Origin of the sequence: Vibrio sp. ED002 (assembly GCF_023277445.1) — a bacterium.
GTDB classification, from domain to species: Bacteria; Pseudomonadota; Gammaproteobacteria; order Enterobacterales; family Vibrionaceae; genus Vibrio; species Vibrio jasicida.
Map to the genome: position 1 here is coordinate 1034258 of NZ_CP080239.1, position 19566 is coordinate 1053823.

The window sequence follows — 19566 nt, forward strand, 5'->3', positions numbered from 1 at the left end:
AACCAGCAGCTTTGTTTAAACCATTAGACGATTACATAAAGAAATGAGCAGTAAATCTTTCTCTGAATACAATATCCTGATCGTTGACGATGCGCCTATTGTCGTCCTTACTCTTCGTAACATGCTGACTAAACTTGGCTTTTCGGATAAACGTATCTTTACAGCACGCGTAGCAAGAGGGGCAATTTCGATTGCGCACAAAGAGCACATCGATCTCATTATTTGTGATTACAACTTCGGTCGGGGTATGAATGGCAAGCAGCTTTTCGAAGAGCTAAAACACCTCAAATTGCTGAACCATGACACGGTGTTTATCCTTGTTACTGGTGAGAGCTCTGCCACTATCGTGCGTGCCATCATTGAGCTTAAACCCGACGAATACCTGCTCAAACCTTTTAATTCCATAACGCTTAGAGAACGTATTTCAGCCGCAATAAAGCGTAAAGTCACTTTGCGCGCACTCTATGAGGCTGAACTCAAAAACGATGCTCGCTCAGGGTTAGAGGCCTGCGATGAGTTAACACCATTTAATCCCGAATATTTCTTCATTATTGAGAAGTTTCGTGCTGACTTTCTAACACGCCTCAAACTACACCAAGAAGCCAAACACGTTTACGAACGAGTGATTGAGCGTAAAGACGTGAATTGGGCAAAGATTGGTTTGGCAAATACCATGGTTGCGCTGGGTGAAGCAGACGAGGCAAAAAGAATAGTACTCGCTTTGTTAGAGGAGTCTCCGAACAACGTTGAAGTCCGCGAATGTGCAGCAAACTACACAATGCTTAACCGTGAGGTGCCAACTGCGATCAAACATTTGGAGCTTGCAAGCAGTTTGGTTGAGGGAAACTCGGAACGCGAACTTGTCATCGTAAATTTATGCTTAGCTGAGCATGACTATCATTCTGCTCTAATGCATTACCATGTATACATGGAAATCAACAAAGATACTTACAGAAACAATACCTACGCAAAGTTAAACCTGATTCGAATCCTTCTTTATTGCGCACGCAAACTCGAGGGAAGAGAAGACTTATTGGCTCAAGCAAAGAACTTGTTCAAATCCGTCATGTCTGGGCCGAAAAATAAAGCATTAAAAAATGAATTGGATTTGATTGCGGCACATATCGCGATTGAAGAGAACCAATATGTAGCAGCGTTTAAAGTGCTCAGTGATTTATATCACCGCAAACCATTCGCGCATTTTTACGCACAGTTTCATCTCGCGTGGCTATTACATGAAATGAACTTTGAATCCGAGTTTACTCATGCAATCACATGGTGTTTTGAGAACTTACAAACCGATTCTAGTGATACCATTTTGTCGAGTAAAATTACGCTTGGCCGCTCATTGGAAACGGACAATGTTGAGCGACAGGCGTGGATGCAGGAACAATACAAAAAGATCCGCGCGGCAGAACAAGATTATCAATCTCTCATTGATGCCTTGATTGAGTTACAAGCACACTGCCCTTTACTGCGTACTGTGTGTATCAACATCATCAAGGTGCTGACTCGTGCATGGCCAACCAATAAGAACGCACTGCAAGTCGAGATCCTAATCAAGAAGTGCGATAACATCGTTAAACAACTTGTCTCTAGCGAAGAACTAGAAAGAAGCGGTTACGACAAGTTTCTTTTCCTAGCTCAAGATCGATGTCAGCAGATGTCCGTGGTGAACACACCACCTTCACAGACAGAACTGACAAATTAGACAGCAAAAAGGGGCGCGATGCCCCTTTCATTTCGGATTACAGATTGAAGAAACGGTTAATCCAAGTCACCTCACCGAACGCAATCAAATCGTAGATAGTGAAGAACACTGCACAGATAACGGCAAGCTTCACCAATCGAATCGCAATTAACATCATAATTTCCAACTTATCTTCTTGTCTGAGTGTCGTTGATTCTTCGCAGTTTACTGGTTTTATTACGAACCACAACGCATGGAAACCCAGATTACGTGAGAAAGTGTGTAACACAGCGAACGTCCCACCTTTGTACATTTGCTTATACATTTGGGTGCAAAGGATAAATCCATCCTCTCATCCACTCGTATCTATACTTTAAATGGTGTTTTCAATAAGTCCCAGTGGTAACACAAGGAGGGCTGTATGAAACAGATACGATTGTGGCTTCTTCCCCTACTCTTGTTTGCCAGCCAAGCGCTAGCGAACACCGTTTGGGTATTGCCTGTAAAAGGTGCGATTGGTCCTGCCCTGAGCGATTATCTGTCGCGAGAGATTGAAGAAGCTCAACAAAACGGCGTTGACCTCGTCATCCTAAAAATGGACACACCGGGCGGACTTGATAGCTCAATGAGGGACATCATTCACGCCATCACCACCTCTTCCGTCCCCATTGCAACTTGGGTTGGTCCGTCAGGCTCTCGGGCAGCCAGCGCAGGCACGTACATTCTGCTCGCCAGTCATGTCGCTGCGATGGCAGAAGCCACTAACTTAGGAGCCGCGACTCCCGTTGCCTTGGGTGGCGCACCACAACAGCCGTCTTCAGACGAAGGTAAAGATTCAACAGATTCACAACCGGAATCCACAGAAAAAGCCTCGGACGAAGTCCCTGCCAAAACCGCAATGGAAAAGAAAGTCATTAATGATGCCAAAGCGTACATCAAAGGCTTAGCGCGATTGCACGATAGAAATGCCGAGTGGGCAGAAAAAGCGGTCAGCATGGCGGCTAGTTTGGATGCCACCGAAGCATTAGAACTCAACGTCATCGACTTCATAGCCAACTCACCGGAAGACTTGGTTTCAACGATTGATGGCACCGAAGTCAAACTCAACGGCAAACCGTTTAAGCTGGCGTTAGATAACCCAACTTGGGTGGAGCGCGTCCCGGACTGGCGTGCAGAAATGTTGGCGGTGATCACCAACCCCAACGTGGCTTATATCCTGATGCTAATTGGTATTTATGGCTTGCTTCTAGAGTTTTACAACCCCGGCATTGGCTTGCCTGGTGTGCTCGGTGGAATATGCCTATTACTCGCTATGTATGCTCTACAAATGATGCCAGTGAATTACGTTGGTTTAGGGTTACTGCTGCTCGGTATTGCTCTGATGATTACTGAAGCCTTTAACCCGAGCTTTGGCATACTCGGCTTAGGTGGCGTCGTTGCATTTGTTCTCGGCTCCATCTTCCTAATGGACAGCGACATCCCTGGTTTCCAAATCGCTCTGCCACTAATCATTGGTATCGCTGTTTTCTCTGCCGGATTAATTGTGATTACCGTTGGCTTGTTGCTCAGAATTCGCAGTAAAAAAGCCACCACTGGACTCGAAACCTACCCGGGCAAACTCGCTGTTGTGAGCGATGATTTTGTTGATGGAACTGGGTTTGTCCAACTGGATGGTGCTTTGTGGCAAGCCAAAGCTGATGCACAGCTCAAACAAGGAGACCACGTCACCGTGGTAACCATAAAAGGGTTGACCCTAACCGTGAAACCCAGTGACCGCCCTAAGGAATAGGAGGCGCTTATGATGCTCTACACTGTTGCCGTTATCATTGTTTTATTGGTTGCACTGGCAACGCAAATGTTCAAGGTGCTGCGTGAGTACGAGCGCGGCGTGGTGTTCTTCCTCGGTCGCTTCCAAGAAGTAAAAGGACCGGGCTTGATCATCTTAATCCCTTTCATTCAACAAATGGTTCGTGTCGACTTACGTACCATCGTATTAGATGTTCCGACTCAAGATTTGATCACCCGTGACAACGTATCAGTCAGAGTCAACGCCGTGGTTTACTTTCGAGTTGTCGACCCACAAATGGCGATCAACAACATTGAAAGCTACAGCGATGCCACCAGCCAGTTAGCACAGACAACGCTGCGTTCGGTGCTTGGTCAGCATGAACTGGATGAGTTGCTTTCTGAACGTGAGCGCCTCAACAAAGACCTGCAATCCATCCTCGACCAGCAAACTGACGATTGGGGTATCAAGATAGCAACGGTTGAGGTGAAACACGTTGATCTGAACGACAGCATGGTGCGCGCCCTCGCCCGTCAAGCCGAGGCAGAACGTAACCGTCGCGCGAAGATCATACACGCGACAGGTGAATTAGAAGCCTCTAACAAGCTCAGAGAAGCAGCAGAGATGCTAAATAAAGCACCGAACGCATTACAGCTTCGTTACATGCAGACGCTCACTGAAATCACCACAGACAAAACATCGACCATTATCTTCCCGATGCCGATTAATCTCGTCGAAGCGGTCTCCGATATCGCCAAGGCGGTGAAGAAGAATCAGGGAGAATCGGAAGAGGGGAAAGAGTAAGCCTAGTAGCCTCTATAGAGGCAAGTAGAAAAAGGAAAAAGGGAGTAGCTGTGTTCTACTCCCTTTACGAATTCAACATTGATTGAACTTAAGCATCGGTGCATTCTTTCTTCATAATTGCCAATCCTGTTTCAAAGCAGTGACGCCAAGCGTGCTCCACCCTTTCATCAAAGTCAGGATCACATTGGGCGACGGTTTCTAACAGGCTTTCAAACCAGACATCGATATCTTCAGGGGCGACGCCAATATTATTATGCCCGTGCTTGTGCCCGTATTTCCGCATCATGTCACGAGCGTCTGTAGAGGTGTCTGCCATCATCACAAACACGATAGACCCTTTAAGCATCCGGATTTGCTTCTTCATGTCCACCCCATCGAACTTCTGTCTGAAGTTTTCGCCTTTCGACCAAAAGTTCTCGTAGAACAAATCAAAGAAGTCCTCATGGGTAACACAGCGTTCATAGCTGTCGTTAAAAACTTCGATTACGTTCATCCCCTAGCCTCCAACCAACTTATCTATTTTCATTATGAATGTAATTTAATAATACTACCAAGCTCATTGGTGGGTTCTGCGGTTTCTGAACGTCGGCGTGCGGAGAATGCTAACCTGCCTGATAGCCGTTCAAATTCGATTTTCAATAAAAAATAGAAAGTGATTTAAACGAAACACGTATTATCAATTCGATAAAAGTCGATATTATGGACTCACTTTCGAGGTACGCATGGTTGTCGATGCTAAGCGCATCCTCATTTGTCTAATAATATTAAGAGGATATAAACGTGTCTCATCAAATCATTACAGACCTAAACAACCGTTACACAGCTAAAAAATACGACGAAGAGAAACGCATCTCTCAAGAAGATATGGCAATCATCAAAGAAGCAATCCGCCTATCTGCGTCTTCTATCAACTCTCAGCCTTGGAAATTCATCGTAATTGAGAGCGACGAAGCGAAACAGCGTTTCCACGACACGTTTGCTAACATGCACCAATTCAACCAACCGCACGCTAAAGCAGCGTCTCACACTATTCTGCTAGCGTACGATCCAAAATTCACTAAAGAGAAATTTGCGAAGCGTGTTGATGCTGAAGTAACTTCTGGTCACCTACCAGCAGACATGTACGACATGTTCATGGGTGCTTACGCATTTGCTGAAGCAAACACAGATGAGAACGGCTACAACGGCGGCTGGACGAAAGCGCAAGTTTACATCGCACTTGGTAACTTACTGCACACACTAGCGCGTCTAGGTATCGACTCTACTCCAATGGAAGGTGTTGACCCAACACTGATCGGCGAAGAGTTTAAAGCAGAACTAGACGGTCACGTATGTGAAGTTGCACTAGCAATCGGTTACCACAAAGACGGCGAAGACTACAACCACGGTCTACCAAAAGCACGTCTACACATGGATGACGTAATTACTACTCTTTAATGAGTATCGTCTCCTAGGTCCTTGGTTCCTAGCCTAGAACCTAGCTATCTAAATCATTGTTCAAATTGAAAGAGCCGTACTTCTTAGTTTCCAGTCTAAGAGTACGGCTCTTTTTTATTTTGCAAAGGGGGAATCTACAAACGTTTTGATATAAGAGACAACTACGCCACTTGCTTGGACCTAAAGTTACCAAGCAGCGCATCGTACAACTCGTTATCACTCAATACGCCCACTAACTTGTTCTCTTCTACTAGCAAGATAGGTTGGTTACTGCGTTGCTTCAGTTCAATCGCCTCACGCATGCTGATGTCTGGGTTAGCTTGAACAACCGTGCTTTCACCAATGTCGTCTAGTGTAGTTGAACCACTTTCCCAATTCACCAATGACTTATCGGAATCCACCAGCGTGACACCTTTCGGCTCTTGCTCGACCCAAATCTGCTTATCTGCACACACCAATACGCGGTCATTCTGCTGCTTAAGCTCGGTACTGGCTTGCATCAATGAACGACCTTTCAAAACATTGAGCGGATTAGTGTGAGCCACAAAATCTGCTACATAGTCGTTTTCTGGCGCAAGGATGATTTGCTCAGGCTTGCCGTGTTGAATCAGTTTTCCTGACTCCATAATGGCAATGTTGTTACCGATTTTCAGCGCTTCATCTAGGTCATGGCTCACAAACAAAATCGTCTTATTGAGCTTCTCTTGCAGTTGAATCAATTCATCTTGAAGCTGAGCACGAATCAGAGGATCGAGCGCGGAGAACGGTTCATCCATTAGTAAGATATCGGTATCCATAGCAAAGGCGCGAGCCAAACCTACACGCTGCTGCATACCACCTGAAAGCTCATGCGGGAACTTACTCTCCCACTCGATTAGCCCAACCATTTCTAGTTGCTCGCGTGCTTTTTTACGGCGTTCCGCTTTGCCAATACCCTGCATCTCAAGACCAAACGCCACGTTATCCAATACGGTTAACCACGGCATCAGCGCAAACTTTTGGAACACCATAGAAACGCGGTGAGTACGCAAGTTACGCAGAGTCTGCTCGTCACAGTTAGCAAGCTCTACCATGTCGTCGCCATCTTTGATTTTGAGTGAGCCACGAGAGATCTCATTCAAACCATTAACGGCACGAAGCAGACTAGATTTACCCGAACCGGAAAGCCCCATCAATACACAGATCTCACCTTGCTTGACGCTCATTGAAACCTTATCGACGCCAACTACTTGTCCGGTTTCATCAATGATCTCTTGGCGAGACTTGCCTTGGTCTAAAAGCGCCAATGCTTGCTCTTGCTGCTGACCAAACACAACGTCGAGGTTTTCAATCGTAATTGCGTCCATGTTATGCCTCCTTTTGGTTTGGTGCTTTGCACAGGCGGTCGAGAATAATCGCGACCAAAACAATCGCTAAACCGGCTTCAAAGCCTTGGGAAATGTTCACAGTGTTCAATGCTCGTACGACTGGTTTACCCAAACCATCCGCACCGACTAGCGCCGCAATCACCACCATAGAAAGTGACAACATAATGCACTGGGTAACACCTGCCATAATGCTTGGCAAAGCTGCTGGTAGCTCAACCTTAAATAGCAATTTCATGCGGCTTGCACCAAACGCTTTACCCGCTTCAATCAGCTCTTCTGGCACTTTGGTGATACCAAGGTAAGTCAGACGAATCGGCGCGGCGATGGCAAAGATAATGGTAGAAATCAGCCCCGGAACGATGCCTAAACCAAACAGAACCAATGTTGGGATTAGGTACACAAACGTTGGTACGGTCTGCATTAAATCGAGTATCGGGCGCAATAAGGTATACAACCACGGGCGATGCGCCGCCATGATGCCAAGCGGCACGCCAATTAATACGGAAATCGTTGTCGCAGCGAAGACGAGAACAAAGGTTTCCAGCATTTCTTGCCAGTAGCCGAGGTTGAGGATGGTCAGCAGCGCCAGCACGATAAACACAACTAAAGGAATGCTGCGGTGTAGGAACCACGCAATCGCTGCAGTCATGATGATAGGTGCTGCCGGTGGCATCCATTTGAAAATATCCACCACGAATAGAATGATGGTTTCGAGAAAAATAGAGATAGCATCAAATAAACCCGACGCGTTCATGGTTAACCAATCCACGCCTGTTTCCATCCATTCACCCAACGGAAGTTTGTTGTCCGTAATAAAATTCACAATAAAACCTTTGTGTTAAAAGGCGGGCATCTCTACCCACCTTTTCCTAAAGAGAGGAATGATTAAGCGTTTGTTTTTAGGTAAGAAGTAATCGCTTGTTTTGCATCTTTGCCGTCTAGCGTCTTCACGCCTTCTAGCCATGCTTCAAATTGTTGTGGGTTGGCATTCAACCATTCTTGTGCTGCTTTCGCTGGCTTCTGCTTTTGGTTTAGAATCGCTTCCATCAACTGGTTTTCCATCTCTAGGCTGAACTCTAGATTCTTAAGCAGTTGACCCACGTTTTGACACTCAGATAGGTAGTCTTGGCGCACGTTGGTGTAAACATTTGCACCGCCGTAGTTAGGGCCAAAGAAGTCATCACCGCCAGATAGATATTCCATCTCAACATTGCTGTTCATTGGGTGTGGAGCCCAACCTAGGTAAACGATCCATTGGTTACGACGCACGGCACGAGACACTTGAGACACCATGCCCGCTTCGCTTGATTCCACTAGGCTGAAGTCTTTCAAGCCGAATGCATCGCTGTCGATCATATCTTGGATAAGGCGGTTGCCATCGTTACCCGGCTCAATACCGTAGATGCGGTCTTTGAATTTGTCGGCATGTTTTGCCAAGTCAGCAAAGCTTTTCACGCCTGCGTCATATACATACTTTGGCACGGCTAGGGTGTATTTTGCGCCTTCTAGGTTTGCACGAACGGTTTCCACTGTGCCAGCTTCACGGTACTTGGCGATATCGCCTTCCATGGTTGGCATCCAGTTGCCTAGGAATACGTCAATGTCGCCGTTTGCCATTGAAGAGTACGTTACAGGTACAGACAGCAGATCGGTCTTGGTTTTATAGCCCAAGCCTTTGAGCAGTTCAGAAGTAACAGCTGTGGTCGCAGTGATGTCCGTCCAGCCTACATCGGCAAATCGAACGGTTTCACATTGGTTAGCGTAAGCACCTGTCGCCACTACACTCAGCGCGATAGATGAAAAGATTTTTGTCATCGTAGACATGTTTAAATTCCTTGTAATGATTACTGACTTTTCTTTGAGTTATTAAGCGATAGAAGAGATCGAGCTTAAGTCTCTTTTCGGCGGACGCATTCTTTGCGTCTCTTGCCAGTTCGGAGCAATCCAAACCGGTGTGTTATTCGATTGTTCGAGGGGATTACCCAAGATCATGTCCGCGGCACGCTCTGCAACCATGATGGTTGGGGCGTTTAAGTTGCCATTCGGAATGGTGGGGAAGATGGATGAATCCACCACGCGCAAGCCTTCAATCCCGCGCACTTGGCAAGCTTCATTAAGAACTGCCATTGGGTCATCGTCTGCGCCCATTTTGCAGCTACACGATGGGTGGTAAGCACTTTCCACGTTTTGCTTCACCCATTCATCAATCGCTTCATCGCTGGTGATGTTAAGACCCGGTTGGATCTCTTCACCACGGAACGCATCCATTGCAGGTTGATTGAGGATTTCACGCGTTAAACGAATACAGTCTCGCCAATCCTGCTTATCTTGTTCCGTCGAGATGTAGTTGAACTCGATTTTTGGCTTGTCATTTGGGTTGGCAGAAACCACTTCGACACTGCCGCGACTCTCTGGCTTGTTTGGACCAACATGCACTTGGAAGCCGTGACCATCAAATGCCGCGCGTCCGTCATAGCGCATTGCCGCTGGTAGAAAGTGATATTGAATATTTGGCGATTTCAACCCTTCACGAGAACGGATGAACGCGCACGATTCAAAGTGGTTGGTTGCGCCCAAACCTTTGCGCGTCAGAATCCACTGGGTACCAATCAAACCTTTGCTGATCAAACCTAGCTTGCTGTTAAGCGTGATCGGCTGTTTGCAGTGATACTGGAAGTAGACTTCAAGGTGGTCTTGCAAATTCTTACCCACGCCTTCTAGTGCGTGTTTCACTTCAATGCCCGCTTTTTCAAGCACAGTCTTAGGACCAATACCCGAGAGTTGCAGCAGTTGTACTGAGCCGATAGAACCCGCACTCGACACCACTTCTTTGTTAGCAAAGCACTGTTTGATCTTGCCGGATTGTTCGAACTCAATGCCGACCGCTTTCTTGCCTTCAAGCAAAACGCGATGAGCAGTTACGCCTTTCAGCAAACTGAAATTATGGCGCTTTTTTGCACGACTTAAATAAGCGTTAGAGGTAGAGGCACGCACGCCTTTGTCTACCGTCATATGCATCGGACCGAAGCCCTCTTGCTGATAACCGTTGTAATCTTGCGTTTCTGGGTAGCCCGCATCTTTGCCTGCTTCAATAAACGCTTGGTAAAGTGGATTCAGCTTCATGTCGTTGCCGTTACACGTCCCAACAGGACCACTGTCGCCACGGTATTCGTCTGCGCCGCCTGTCCACGTTTCCGCTTTACGGAAGTACGGCAAACACGCTTGGTAGTTCCAGCCTTTCGCGCCTTCTGCTTCCCATTCGTCAAAGTCACATGCATGACCACGAACGTAAACCATGCCGTTGATCGAAGAGCTTCCGCCTAACACTTTGCCGCGTGGACAATGCAGTTGGCGTCCGTCTAACCCCTCTTCCGCTACAGTTTCAAACTGCCATGCGTACTTTTCAGTGTTCATTGGGTAAGACAGCGCCGTTGGCATTTGAATGAAGATGCTCTTGTCTGAGCCACCCGCTTCCAACAGCAAGACTTGGTGCTGACCGCTTTCACTCAGGCGATCCGCCAAAACACAGCCTGCCGAGCCAGCACCGACGATGATGTAATCGTAGTGTTGTTGCATTACAAATCCTCCAGACTGATTACGCGTAAGGGCTGTCGAAATCACCCAAATGCACTAACACGCTCTTGGTTTGGGTGTAATGCTTAAGGGTCTCGACACCATTTTCACGCCCAATGCCAGACAGTTTGTAACCGCCAACGGGCATTTCAGCTGGAGAGTCACCCCAGGTGTTAATCCAACAAATGCCAGCTTGGATTTGATGAATAACGCGGTGTGCACGAGAGAGGTTTTGCGTGAACACGCCAGCTGCAAGTCCGTAATCCGTGTTGTTGGCGCGAGGAATCACTTCGTCTTCGTCACTGAACTTAAGCACTGACATTACGGGACCAAAGATCTCTTGCTGCACATGCGGCATGTCGTCTTCGCAATCAATGAAAACCGTTGGCACAACAAAATTACCGCTCGCCAAACCGTTTTCTGTGACTTTATAGCCACCAGTCAGCAACGTTGCTTTGCTTGCTTTCGCTTGTTCAATTGCGGAAAGGACTTTTGATTCGTGTTCTTTGGAAATTAGTGCGCCAATTTGAGTCTGCTCATCAAGCGGATCGCCAACCACCAGCAGTTCAGTACGCTTCTTAAGTTGAGCGACAAACTCATCATAAATACCTTCATGAACGAACACGCGAGTACCGTGCGTACAAACCTCACCTTGGGTGTAGAAGTTCGCGACCATTGCAGCAGAAACCGCATCGTCTAGCTTGGCATCATCAAAAATGATCATTGGAGACTTACCGCCAAGCTCCATTGTGACTTGCTTTAGCGTATTGGCACTGTCACCCATCACCACTTTGCCCGTACCGGATTCGCCAGTGAAAGAGACTTTAGCGATGTCCGGATGTGCGGTGAGCATCTGCCCTACTCGGTAATCACCTTGAATAACGTTGAACACGCCATCTGGCAATCCCGCTTCGCTGTAGATTTCTGCCAGTTTGAGTACGGTTAACGGGGTTTCTTCTGATGGTTTAAAGATCATCGCATTACCCGCAGCAAGCGCAGGGGCAGATTTCCACATCGCGATTTGAATTGGGTAGTTCCACGCCCCAATGCCCGCACAAATCCCTAGAGGCTCGCGGCGAGTGTAGAAAAACTGGGATTCATTAAGCGGTTGTTGTTCACCATGCATGCTAGGCGCAAGACCTGCGTAGTACTCGATCACATCCGCCCCCGTTGCAATGTCTACGCAATTCGCTTCTTGGATTGGTTTGCCCGTATCCGCGACTTCTAATGCTGCCAGTTCGTCGTTTCTTTCACGAAGTAGCGCCACCGCTTTAAGCAAAATACGACTGCGTTCTGTCGCCGTCATGGCAGACCAAATCGCAAAGCCGCGCTTGGCAGATTCAATTGCCGCTTGCATATCTTGCTGGTTAGCCTGCTTCACATTCGCAAGCGGCTCACCATTGGCTGGATTGTATGTGGTGAAGTGTTCTTCTGAGCATCCTAGGTGCATGGCACCATCGATGTAGTGTGCTTTCATATCCATTTGAAGGTTTGACTCTTTATTTTTGTTTTGAGTAGAACGTGAGTTGTTTGTCGAGATAGTCGTTGATGATGACGCGCGCTTTCTCTGCATCGATACCTTGCGGATTGAGCGTTCCGCGTAGCCAAATGCCATCAATCAGTGACGCAATACCATGCGCTACTAGCTCTGCTTGGTCATTATCCAGCAAAGCTTTTAATTCTTTTTTTAGGTGAGAAAGGAGGCGTCGTTCATTCACTCGTTGCAGACGTTTGAGCTGGGCGTCATGCATGGAGTACGACCAGAATGCCAACCAAGTTTTTGCCACTTGGTTCTCGGCTTGGAAACCCACAAAGTTGCCGTCGATGATGGCATTAATACGTTGATGATGCGCATCAGCCGGCAGCTGGCTTAGGTTCTCTTTGATGGTGGCAGAAAGCTGGCGCAGGATTTCACGCATGGTCTCTTCTAACAGGCCGTGCTTTCCACCGAAATAGTGATTAATGATCCCCGTTGATACCCCTGCTTCTTTGCTGATCAACGAGATACTCGCGGCGTGTAAACCAACTCTGTCAATGACCGACATCGTCGCTTTGACTAGCTGCGGTTTTCTGATTTCAGGCATCCCAACCTTGGGCATTTTGCATCCTTGTTATTTTTAATTGAACGGTTAGTTAAATATAAAATGCCTTAAATTTAGTTCGAACTCAAACTAATTATCTAGAAAAAATGGTAGGTACAAGCGAATCATTTCGACAACAATCATTAATTAAACATCTGTAAAATGAAGTTTAAATCGAGATTGACACCTTAACGCACAAGAAATAAACCATTAAATTTCAGGCATTAAGAAAAGAAAACTGGAATTTAACGAGCAAACACTTCATGTTGAGCACTTACACCTCAAAAACATAAACAAACAAAAATACATCGACATCAAATAATTACGACTCATTTTAATTTCATGACTATCAATTGGACAAAGAAACACCATTGCTTCGTCAAGTTGTTATAAAATGTAAACCGCTTTCTGATTATCTTGTTACTGTTTGCGTCATTTACATGAACGCTTTTGCTCTTTTCGTATGAACTATGTGTTCAGAATATCCATCAGAGCTACACACTCGATTTCGCCCCAGTGTTTTCGCACGATACAAAGCCTTGTCTGCTCGGCGATAGCTCTGCTCAACAGAACGATTGATCGTCGTAATTCCACCACTTATCGTGATGCCCAGTACGCTTTTTGATTGAATGATTTCTTTGAGACGGTAAATCGCTTCAAACGCGCTACGCTTATTAGTCTCTGGCATGATAATCGCAAACTCCTCTCCGCCAACACGAGCGACAATGTCTGTCTCTCGACACTGCGCTCGCATCAACTCCCCAAGTTCTTTAATCACCTCATCACCCACATCATGACCATGTTTGTCATTGATCTGCTTAAAGTGATCAATATCGATAATAGCCAGTGTGGTATTCGACACCGCATAACGGTCAGCAATACTGGCGTGACGTGCTATCTCCTTGTCAAAACGACGACGATTCCAACAGCCCGTTAGTGGGTCTTTTTCTGCAAGATTCTTGAGCTTATTCTCCAACCGAACTCGATGGCTGATATCTCGGAAGCTAAGTACATATCGATCACTCATTCCCATCCCCATTTCATAATGCGTGATGTGAGTATCTAACGTTAAGTGGTCACCAAAACGGTTCGTCACTTTGATTTCACCTTTCCAGTTTGCTTTTGCTCCTAACTTCGCAATCGCGTCGTTCAAACAACTGAAACCATACTTCTTCAAATCTTCTCCATTCAATTGTTTGGCCGTATGTCCTGTTAACTTGGAAAAGCTTTTGTTCGCAAAGTCGACTCGTAAATTTTGATTGAGGATGACGACACCAATCACTGAGTGCGCGGCAATACTCGCGATCTTTTCGTCAATGCGTTCGCTTTCTAAGTGGTAGTTACGCAATACCATCAGTAACCCGATGACAAACAATAACAATGCCTGCCAACTGTAATCATGTGTGAGCGTGTAAATCCCCCAGCCAGTCAGCGTCAATAGATAAACAAACGGAAGTAACTCGCGCTTGGTATCGTTAGTAAATTTTCTCGCATTCATAATGCGTGCTCCGAATGATTCGATGAGCAAAGGTTATTAAATTCAGTTTGTTAAGATTTACCACTTTGCGCTACAACTTGATCACTGACATGCCGCTGACAAACCGTCATCGCTATTCGTTTCTTCGTAAATGTCGCTTAATGGCAATTTTTAAACGTCGTCGCCCTTTATCTTATTCATCAACTTGATTGAATTAGGAAAAAGAAATGAAAGCACGTAATGCCCTTTTGATTTTACTTACAAGCACTATTGGTTTTAACGCTTATGCGATTACCGACGCCAGCAAGATTGGCGCAAATGCAGGCGCGATGAGTTACTGCTACGATCGTGTCGCCTCTGGCAAAGACAAATCGAAATACCGTTTATTGAAGCTGAAAACCTTAGAAGAATATCAAGACCTAGACAGTGGTGACCGGGCAAGAGCATTGGTCATGAAGAAAGCGGCAGAAGATGGCGAATACCTTGGTGACCCACTAGATAAGTCTCGCTGTAACAGCCTCAGAAAAATGTTGTTTGTAAAATACTAATCACACCAGCCCCTTTGTTGAAGCCATCACTCTTTAGTGGTGGCTTTTTTGCACCTGTAATCCACCTATCAAAAATTCACCACGGCTATTTATAACCACCACAATCAATATTACTTTTTTATCTTTACGTGCGAAGTGGCGCCAAATGGTAAGTCCCCATCCCTGCTTATTTCTACTATATCGCTACAGGGTATGCATTGAGCGACAGGAGTCCCTACTTAAAAAATGAGAGACCAACATGACTTACGCAGAGTTCAAACAAACTGATTTACACACTTGTCTAACCGTTGCCGGCGAACTGATGCTGTCCATAGGTAAAGTTGCCTTTAAGACCGTAAAAATTTTATTCAAAGCCTTTACTTGGTTGGCAATCAAAACTTACCGCTATGTGATGAAGTAAGCTCGATCAGATTCTGTCACTTTACCTTTATCTAAACCGCACCTTTTTGAGGTGCGGTTTTTTGTATGTCATATCCCTGAATTCACGTCCCTATCATCACCTTGTGCCCCTTCTCTCTTTCTAAACTTTAGTACCTAAGACAAGGCCATTGACGGCTAAAAATAAGAAGTGAAATTGTGTCTATTCATCGCTCTTATGCCTCTATGTTTAAGGTCTTACCCCTTACGCATAGGGTACTAGAACATAACCAAACTCAACGCGAGGGGAGCATCGAGGCGCTCTCGCTGGACAATACAAATTAGCCTAAAAGGAGACGTTAGTTTCAATGAAAGATGATACTGGTAGGAAGGTGTAAAGGGCTAGAACGGGTCATAGGATTAACCCAGAAAGCTTTCACTAAATGGCGTCCAATCTTTCCCCAAACGCAAAAAAGGCGCTCAGTGAGCGCCTTTGGTAAGGAGGTATTTAGCCTATAGTGTGTTCTTATACACAACACCGTCTTTCATGATGACTTTCTTAGTTTCATCTTGTACCACGCAATCTACACCTTCTAGTGGATTGCCATCGACGATAAGCAAGTCTGCATAAGCACCTTCCACAATTTGACCTAACTTACCTTCTTGATACGGATGTTTGTAAGTCGACAATTCAAATAGACGCCCACAGTTTGAGGTAGCCATGCGAAGTGCTGTAATCGTATCGAATGTGGTTTCAATAGCGCCCAGCTCTTGCATCTGACTTTCATGAACGTTTGCTTTACCAACACAGTCAGTACCAAACGCTAGGTTTTGAATATCGTATTTCTTGATAAGCTCAGCAGACTTAAACATTGCTTTACCAACGCGTTCTGTCTTGCGGTAAGTCTCTTCGTTTGGCAACGGGATCTTACGTTCTGCAATCAATGATGACGTGAAGTATGACGGAACAAGCCAAATGCCTTTCTCTTTTACAATTTGAGCGATTTCATCGTCCATAATAGTGGCGTGCTCAAAGGACATGACACCTGCCTCTGCGGCACGTTTCATCGCTGGTGCAGTGTGAATATGAGCCGCTACATAGGTACCATAATCGCTTGCCGCTTCCACCGCCGCTTTCATTTCATCTAACGTGTATTGCAACGTATCCAGAGGATCAAACGTAGAGGATGCACCACCACCTGCCATCACTTTGATTTGAGAAGCGCCCATAAACAACTGCTCTCGAACCGCTTTCAATACTTCTGCACGACCATCCGCGACTTTAAATGCGCCCGACTTCATTAGTGGTGAGTCTTCATGACCGTTCGCTAGGCGTTCTTGTGCTTGGTTTTGACGGTAGTCTGAGTGACCACAAGTTTGCGAAATCGCGGCCATACAAGGCAAAATTCTTGGACCTTTCGCATAACCTTTATCGATACTGTTCTTCAGACCTAATGTGTTGCCTGCAACATCACGAATGGTCGTAAAGCCACGCATCAACATCTCTTCAGAGATTCTCGCTGAGCGAATCGCGATCTCTTCTCGAGTCATGCCATCCAGCTCATTGAAGCCCGCTGAAAGCGTAATGTGTACGTGTGCATCAATTAAACCTGGCATCACCGTTTTGCCTTCTGCATCGATGATTTGCTCAGCATTCGAGTCATCCACTTTCCCGATTTGTGTGATTAAGTTATTTTCAATCAGAAGGTCCACGTTCTTCAGAAGTTGCTCATCTACACCGTTAAACACGTTTGCATTTTTAATTACGATACTCATGGTTTCTATCTCCGAGTCAGTTGTCTCAATACAGATGCATCATATCGAGTGGACCGGAAATAGAATTGCCATTTCGCGACAAGCAAAACATTCAAGACTTAAGTTAGGTTTCGTGATAGATTCCGTCGCCATTTAAATATGCACTACCACCCTCATTAACTATCGCGCGGACAATCCACGTTATGTTTTCTCAATCAGTCATCGAACAACTTAAATATTACGTTTACTTCCTACGAGACCCACGCAACGGCATCGTCTTCTATGTTGGAAAAGGCAGAGGCAATCGAATCTTTAATCATGCAGAATGTGTATTGGAAAGTGATAGCTCTAGCGACAAACTTGACACAATTCGAAGTATTTTAAATGCGGGATTCAAAGTAGAACACTATGTATTGAGGCATGGATTAGACGAAGTAACGGCATTTGAGGTTGAAGCAGCGCTCATCGATTTTATAGGACTAACCAACCTGTCTAATTTACAAGGGGGTCATTACTCCAGCGATTTTGGCATTAAAACGACTGATGAGATTATCGCTATGTATAGTGCCGAAGCGCTCGAGACCTCATTACCCATCGTACTAATTAACATCAATAAAAAGTACTATCGCGAAATTACGCAAGAAGAGCTTTACGATGCAACAAGAGAAGCTTGGGTCATTGGCAGCAAACGAGATAGAGCAACTTACGCAGTAACAACCTATCGTGGGTTAACTCGCGAAGTTTACAAGATCAAATCTTGGTATCCAGTCGATATTGATGGAAAAGAACGTTGGGGCTTTATTGGAGAATTAGCCAATGAAACCGTTCGAGAACAGCTTCGTTACAAGGCCATTTCTTCGCATTTCCCACAAGGCGCTGCAAACCCGATTAAATACCTAAACTGTAATGTGCCTTTATCTGTTGTCAGAACTACGCCGCCACAAAAAATAGTACAAGCTCCTATTGATGCAACGGAAAAGAACTTGAACCTCATTGTGCATATTCAGAAAGGCAAAGAAAAACATGGTTATGAATGGGGAACACGCCAAGCATGGAAATGCGGAGATAAAGCACATCGGGTAAAACGTGTAATCGGTGTCGTAAAAGGTAAAGTCGCTTGCGTAATCGATGGAGTGACAGCTCAGCTATCCACTCCAATGATCAACCCAAACCACGATATAGGCTGTGAGGGACGTTATGCATTCTTAAATGGTATCTGCGTCAACGAAAATGATACCCATGCAACAGAACGATGCGAATTGATGTTCAAAAAGATATCGGGGCTTGGGCAAGGCCACCGTTATCTCAACGATGAAGAGTTGGAATCACTCACAAGCGAGTGATCGAAGAGCCGCCATACGCGGCTCTGTCTTACAACAGTGTCAAACATGAGTTCTAGATTCAGTCACGTCTAAAAAAGGAATACCATTACCTATTATCATTTCATCTTTTCTAAAATCAGGCAGATTACACAAGTTACAACTTGGATCGCAATCCACCAGACATTCGAGCTTTTCTTTCACCTTCTTCAATAGAACGGGGTTAGAAATCGATTTGATTATATTGTGTCTGAATAGGTAAACACCCATGCTACCCTTCTCTTTTGGCGGATAGTACTTTACTTCTTCTGCGTTAAAGACCAGCTTGCTGAATGCAATTAATGGTTGAAAATCGACGATGAAAAAGTACGCGTAATCTTTCTTACTGGAATATCTAATCAAGTAATAGCAAAGAGCTTGAACAATCAATTCAAAATAGTGCGCCGAACTTGTAAAGTACCCCACACCAATCAAACAGCTACGCTCAGCTTCTTCCTGTGGGAGCGTAATAAATGAAGGTAGCCCATTAATACCTTCAATGTTCACCATGCCGTACCAATGGCCTACCGTTGCCTCTTGGTCATTTTTAATTAAAACGCATTGATACTTCACATCACTCGCTTTCTCTTGAAGGTCCTGATAGAACCTTTTGAGAGGTGAAATGTTATGGTTAAACTCTTTGAACATGTCAGAGTATTCATTGATCGTCAGACTTTTTATTTCGCTTTTAGGAGGCCCAGACACCTTGCGATAAGAAAGGTTAGAAATCGAAAAATCTAGAGCTCGAACTAAGGTGCTGATGACAAGATCATGTTTGTTCGAGTAACGAACCTTAGACAGATCCATTCGTAACAGAACCTCTATTAAATCTATATCCAAACACTTGGCAATATAGAACTGTTTATATATTGGCGGGATACTTTTACCGGTAAACCATCGGCTTAAGGTAATAGAATCAAGGCCTTTAAACTCCTCATAGTAGTTATTTTGTAACAGCGCGATAAGGTCCTTTCGAGAAATATCTCGAGTATCGACCCACCGACTCAACTCATCTTTAAAACAATAAGTCATATAACTCCCCTCCCTGTAAAACTCAAAATGCCCATTGTAAAAAATGGACATTCATACCCCAGAAACCGGTATCTTGAAGTTACTCGGGTATCAGTTAGATATCGCATTTAAATCTTTGAATACTTCTATAGGTATTCTCTATCAAATAACGCTGCCAACCATAACTTGAGATTATTTAAATTTACCTAAATTAGAAATACATGCAGGTGAGTATCAGATTTTTCTGACGTGACATAGAGAACCTCTGAAGGCTCAATCGAATATCGGGTCCTCAATATCGCTTATTGCATAAAAAAGAAGC

General features: G+C 45.2%; 18 protein-coding genes. 7 read left to right on the plus strand and 11 right to left on the minus strand.

Annotated elements, in window-relative coordinates:
- The first annotated feature begins 43 nt into the window (after positions 1 to 43).
- Positions 44 to 1711, plus strand: coding sequence for a response regulator (locus tag ITG12_RS21260; protein ID WP_248875020.1), 1668 nt, complete (start codon positions 44 to 46; stop codon positions 1709 to 1711).
- 37 nt (positions 1712 to 1748) lie between these two features.
- Here the strand turns inward: ITG12_RS21260 and ITG12_RS21265 are convergent, their stop codons facing one another.
- Positions 1749 to 2015, minus strand: a complete 267-nt coding sequence (locus ITG12_RS21265) for a hypothetical protein (protein WP_104046617.1) — start codon at positions 2013 to 2015, stop codon at positions 1749 to 1751.
- Positions 2016 to 2111: 96 nt separating this feature from the next.
- Here ITG12_RS21265 and ITG12_RS21270 point away from each other — a divergent pair, with 96 nt between their 5' ends.
- Positions 2112 to 3479: a nodulation protein NfeD gene (locus ITG12_RS21270; RefSeq protein ID WP_248875022.1), complete on the plus strand. Its 1368-nt coding sequence runs from the start codon at positions 2112 to 2114 to the stop codon at positions 3477 to 3479.
- A gap of 9 nt (positions 3480 to 3488) precedes the next feature.
- Positions 3489 to 4280, plus strand: coding sequence for a slipin family protein (locus ITG12_RS21275; RefSeq protein ID WP_038868031.1), 792 nt, complete (start codon positions 3489 to 3491; stop codon positions 4278 to 4280).
- A gap of 88 nt (positions 4281 to 4368) precedes the next feature.
- Here the strand turns inward: ITG12_RS21275 and ITG12_RS21280 are convergent, their stop codons facing one another.
- A complete protein-coding gene (locus tag ITG12_RS21280) occupies positions 4369 to 4773 on the minus strand; it encodes a globin (protein ID WP_038880754.1) in 405 nt (134 codons plus the stop codon).
- Positions 4774 to 5060: 287 nt separating this feature from the next.
- On the opposite strand from ITG12_RS21280, the gene ITG12_RS21285 reads away from it, so the two are divergent.
- The gene (locus tag ITG12_RS21285) at positions 5061 to 5717 is read left to right on the plus strand and encodes an NAD(P)H-dependent oxidoreductase (RefSeq protein ID WP_005452292.1); all 657 of its coding nucleotides are present in this window, start codon (positions 5061 to 5063) and stop codon (positions 5715 to 5717) included.
- A gap of 161 nt (positions 5718 to 5878) precedes the next feature.
- Here ITG12_RS21285 and choV read toward each other — a convergent pair whose 3' ends face one another.
- The 7 genes from choV to ITG12_RS21320 all read right to left on the minus strand — a co-directional run bounded on the left by choV (position 5879) and on the right by ITG12_RS21320 (position 14236).
- On the minus strand, positions 5879 to 7063 hold the full coding sequence (gene choV, locus ITG12_RS21290; RefSeq protein ID WP_038880756.1) for a choline ABC transporter ATP-binding protein: 1185 nt from the start codon (positions 7061 to 7063) through the stop codon (positions 5879 to 5881).
- Position 7064: 1 nt separating this feature from the next.
- Complete coding sequence (choW, locus tag ITG12_RS21295; protein ID WP_038880759.1) at positions 7065 to 7907, minus strand: choline ABC transporter permease subunit; 843 nt, start codon at positions 7905 to 7907, stop codon at positions 7065 to 7067.
- 62 nt (positions 7908 to 7969) lie between these two features.
- Positions 7970 to 8908, minus strand: a complete 939-nt coding sequence (locus ITG12_RS21300; protein ID WP_038880762.1) for a choline ABC transporter substrate-binding protein — start codon at positions 8906 to 8908, stop codon at positions 7970 to 7972.
- A gap of 42 nt (positions 8909 to 8950) precedes the next feature.
- Positions 8951 to 10660 (minus strand): choline dehydrogenase, encoded by a 1710-nt coding sequence (betA, locus tag ITG12_RS21305; RefSeq protein WP_248875024.1) that lies wholly within the window; start codon positions 10658 to 10660, stop codon positions 8951 to 8953.
- A 19-nt stretch (positions 10661 to 10679) separates the two neighbouring features.
- On the minus strand, positions 10680 to 12140 hold the full coding sequence (betB, locus tag ITG12_RS21310; RefSeq protein ID WP_248875027.1) for a betaine-aldehyde dehydrogenase: 1461 nt from the start codon (positions 12138 to 12140) through the stop codon (positions 10680 to 10682).
- A 16-nt stretch (positions 12141 to 12156) separates the two neighbouring features.
- Entirely contained in the window at positions 12157 to 12756 is a 600-nt protein-coding gene (betI, locus tag ITG12_RS21315; RefSeq protein ID WP_005425986.1) for a transcriptional regulator BetI, read from the minus strand.
- A 418-nt stretch (positions 12757 to 13174) separates the two neighbouring features.
- Positions 13175 to 14236 carry a diguanylate cyclase gene (locus ITG12_RS21320; protein ID WP_248875029.1) on the minus strand — a complete coding sequence of 354 codons (1062 nt, stop codon included), beginning with the start codon at positions 14234 to 14236 and terminating at the stop codon, positions 13175 to 13177.
- A 206-nt stretch (positions 14237 to 14442) separates the two neighbouring features.
- Between ITG12_RS21320 and ITG12_RS21325 the strand changes: the two genes are divergently transcribed.
- Positions 14443 to 14763 carry a hypothetical protein gene (locus tag ITG12_RS21325; RefSeq protein WP_009704082.1) on the plus strand — a complete coding sequence of 107 codons (321 nt, stop codon included), beginning with the start codon at positions 14443 to 14445 and terminating at the stop codon, positions 14761 to 14763.
- 238 nt (positions 14764 to 15001) lie between these two features.
- Positions 15002 to 15163 carry a hypothetical protein gene (locus ITG12_RS21330; protein WP_179946836.1) on the plus strand — a complete coding sequence of 54 codons (162 nt, stop codon included), beginning with the start codon at positions 15002 to 15004 and terminating at the stop codon, positions 15161 to 15163.
- A 470-nt stretch (positions 15164 to 15633) separates the two neighbouring features.
- On the opposite strand, the gene ITG12_RS21335 is transcribed toward ITG12_RS21330, so the two are convergent.
- Positions 15634 to 16896, minus strand: coding sequence for an amidohydrolase family protein (locus ITG12_RS21335; protein ID WP_061035490.1), 1263 nt, complete (start codon positions 16894 to 16896; stop codon positions 15634 to 15636).
- 182 nt (positions 16897 to 17078) lie between these two features.
- On the opposite strand from ITG12_RS21335, the gene ITG12_RS21340 reads away from it, so the two are divergent.
- On the plus strand, positions 17079 to 18218 hold the full coding sequence (locus tag ITG12_RS21340; protein ID WP_248875032.1) for a hypothetical protein: 1140 nt from the start codon (positions 17079 to 17081) through the stop codon (positions 18216 to 18218).
- Positions 18219 to 18257: 39 nt separating this feature from the next.
- On the opposite strand, the gene ITG12_RS21345 is transcribed toward ITG12_RS21340, so the two are convergent.
- A complete protein-coding gene (locus ITG12_RS21345; protein ID WP_095760585.1) occupies positions 18258 to 19265 on the minus strand; it encodes a hypothetical protein in 1008 nt (335 codons plus the stop codon).
- Between the last annotated feature and the right edge of the window lie 301 nt (positions 19266 to 19566).

Excerpts from the sequence above, each read along its gene's own strand:
- ITG12_RS21330 (WP_179946836.1), top strand. The coding sequence starts at position 15,002 with ATGACTTACGCAGAGTTCAAACAAACTGATTTACACACTTGTCTAACC.
- betB (WP_248875027.1), bottom strand. The coding sequence starts at position 12,140 with ATGGATATGAAAGCACACTACATCGATGGTGCCATGCACCTAGGATGC.
- betI (WP_005425986.1), bottom strand. The coding sequence starts at position 12,756 with ATGCCCAAGGTTGGGATGCCTGAAATCAGAAAACCGCAGCTAGTCAAA.
- ITG12_RS21335 (WP_061035490.1), bottom strand. The coding sequence starts at position 16,896 with ATGAGTATCGTAATTAAAAATGCAAACGTGTTTAACGGTGTAGATGAG.
- ITG12_RS21340 (WP_248875032.1), top strand. The coding sequence starts at position 17,079 with ATGTTTTCTCAATCAGTCATCGAACAACTTAAATATTACGTTTACTTC.
- ITG12_RS21270 (WP_248875022.1), top strand. The coding sequence starts at position 2,112 with ATGAAACAGATACGATTGTGGCTTCTTCCCCTACTCTTGTTTGCCAGC.
- ITG12_RS21280 (WP_038880754.1), bottom strand. The coding sequence starts at position 4,773 with ATGAACGTAATCGAAGTTTTTAACGACAGCTATGAACGCTGTGTTACC.
- ITG12_RS21345 (WP_095760585.1), bottom strand. The coding sequence starts at position 19,265 with ATGACTTATTGTTTTAAAGATGAGTTGAGTCGGTGGGTCGATACTCGA.
- ITG12_RS21275 (WP_038868031.1), top strand. The coding sequence starts at position 3,489 with ATGATGCTCTACACTGTTGCCGTTATCATTGTTTTATTGGTTGCACTG.
- ITG12_RS21320 (WP_248875029.1), bottom strand. The coding sequence starts at position 14,236 with ATGAATGCGAGAAAATTTACTAACGATACCAAGCGCGAGTTACTTCCG.
- ITG12_RS21265 (WP_104046617.1), bottom strand. The coding sequence starts at position 2,015 with ATGTATAAGCAAATGTACAAAGGTGGGACGTTCGCTGTGTTACACACT.
- betA (WP_248875024.1), bottom strand. The coding sequence starts at position 10,660 with ATGCAACAACACTACGATTACATCATCGTCGGTGCTGGCTCGGCAGGC.
- ITG12_RS21260 (WP_248875020.1), top strand. The coding sequence starts at position 44 with ATGAGCAGTAAATCTTTCTCTGAATACAATATCCTGATCGTTGACGAT.
- ITG12_RS21300 (WP_038880762.1), bottom strand. The coding sequence starts at position 8,908 with ATGTCTACGATGACAAAAATCTTTTCATCTATCGCGCTGAGTGTAGTG.
- choV (WP_038880756.1), bottom strand. The coding sequence starts at position 7,063 with ATGGACGCAATTACGATTGAAAACCTCGACGTTGTGTTTGGTCAGCAG.
- ITG12_RS21325 (WP_009704082.1), top strand. The coding sequence starts at position 14,443 with ATGAAAGCACGTAATGCCCTTTTGATTTTACTTACAAGCACTATTGGT.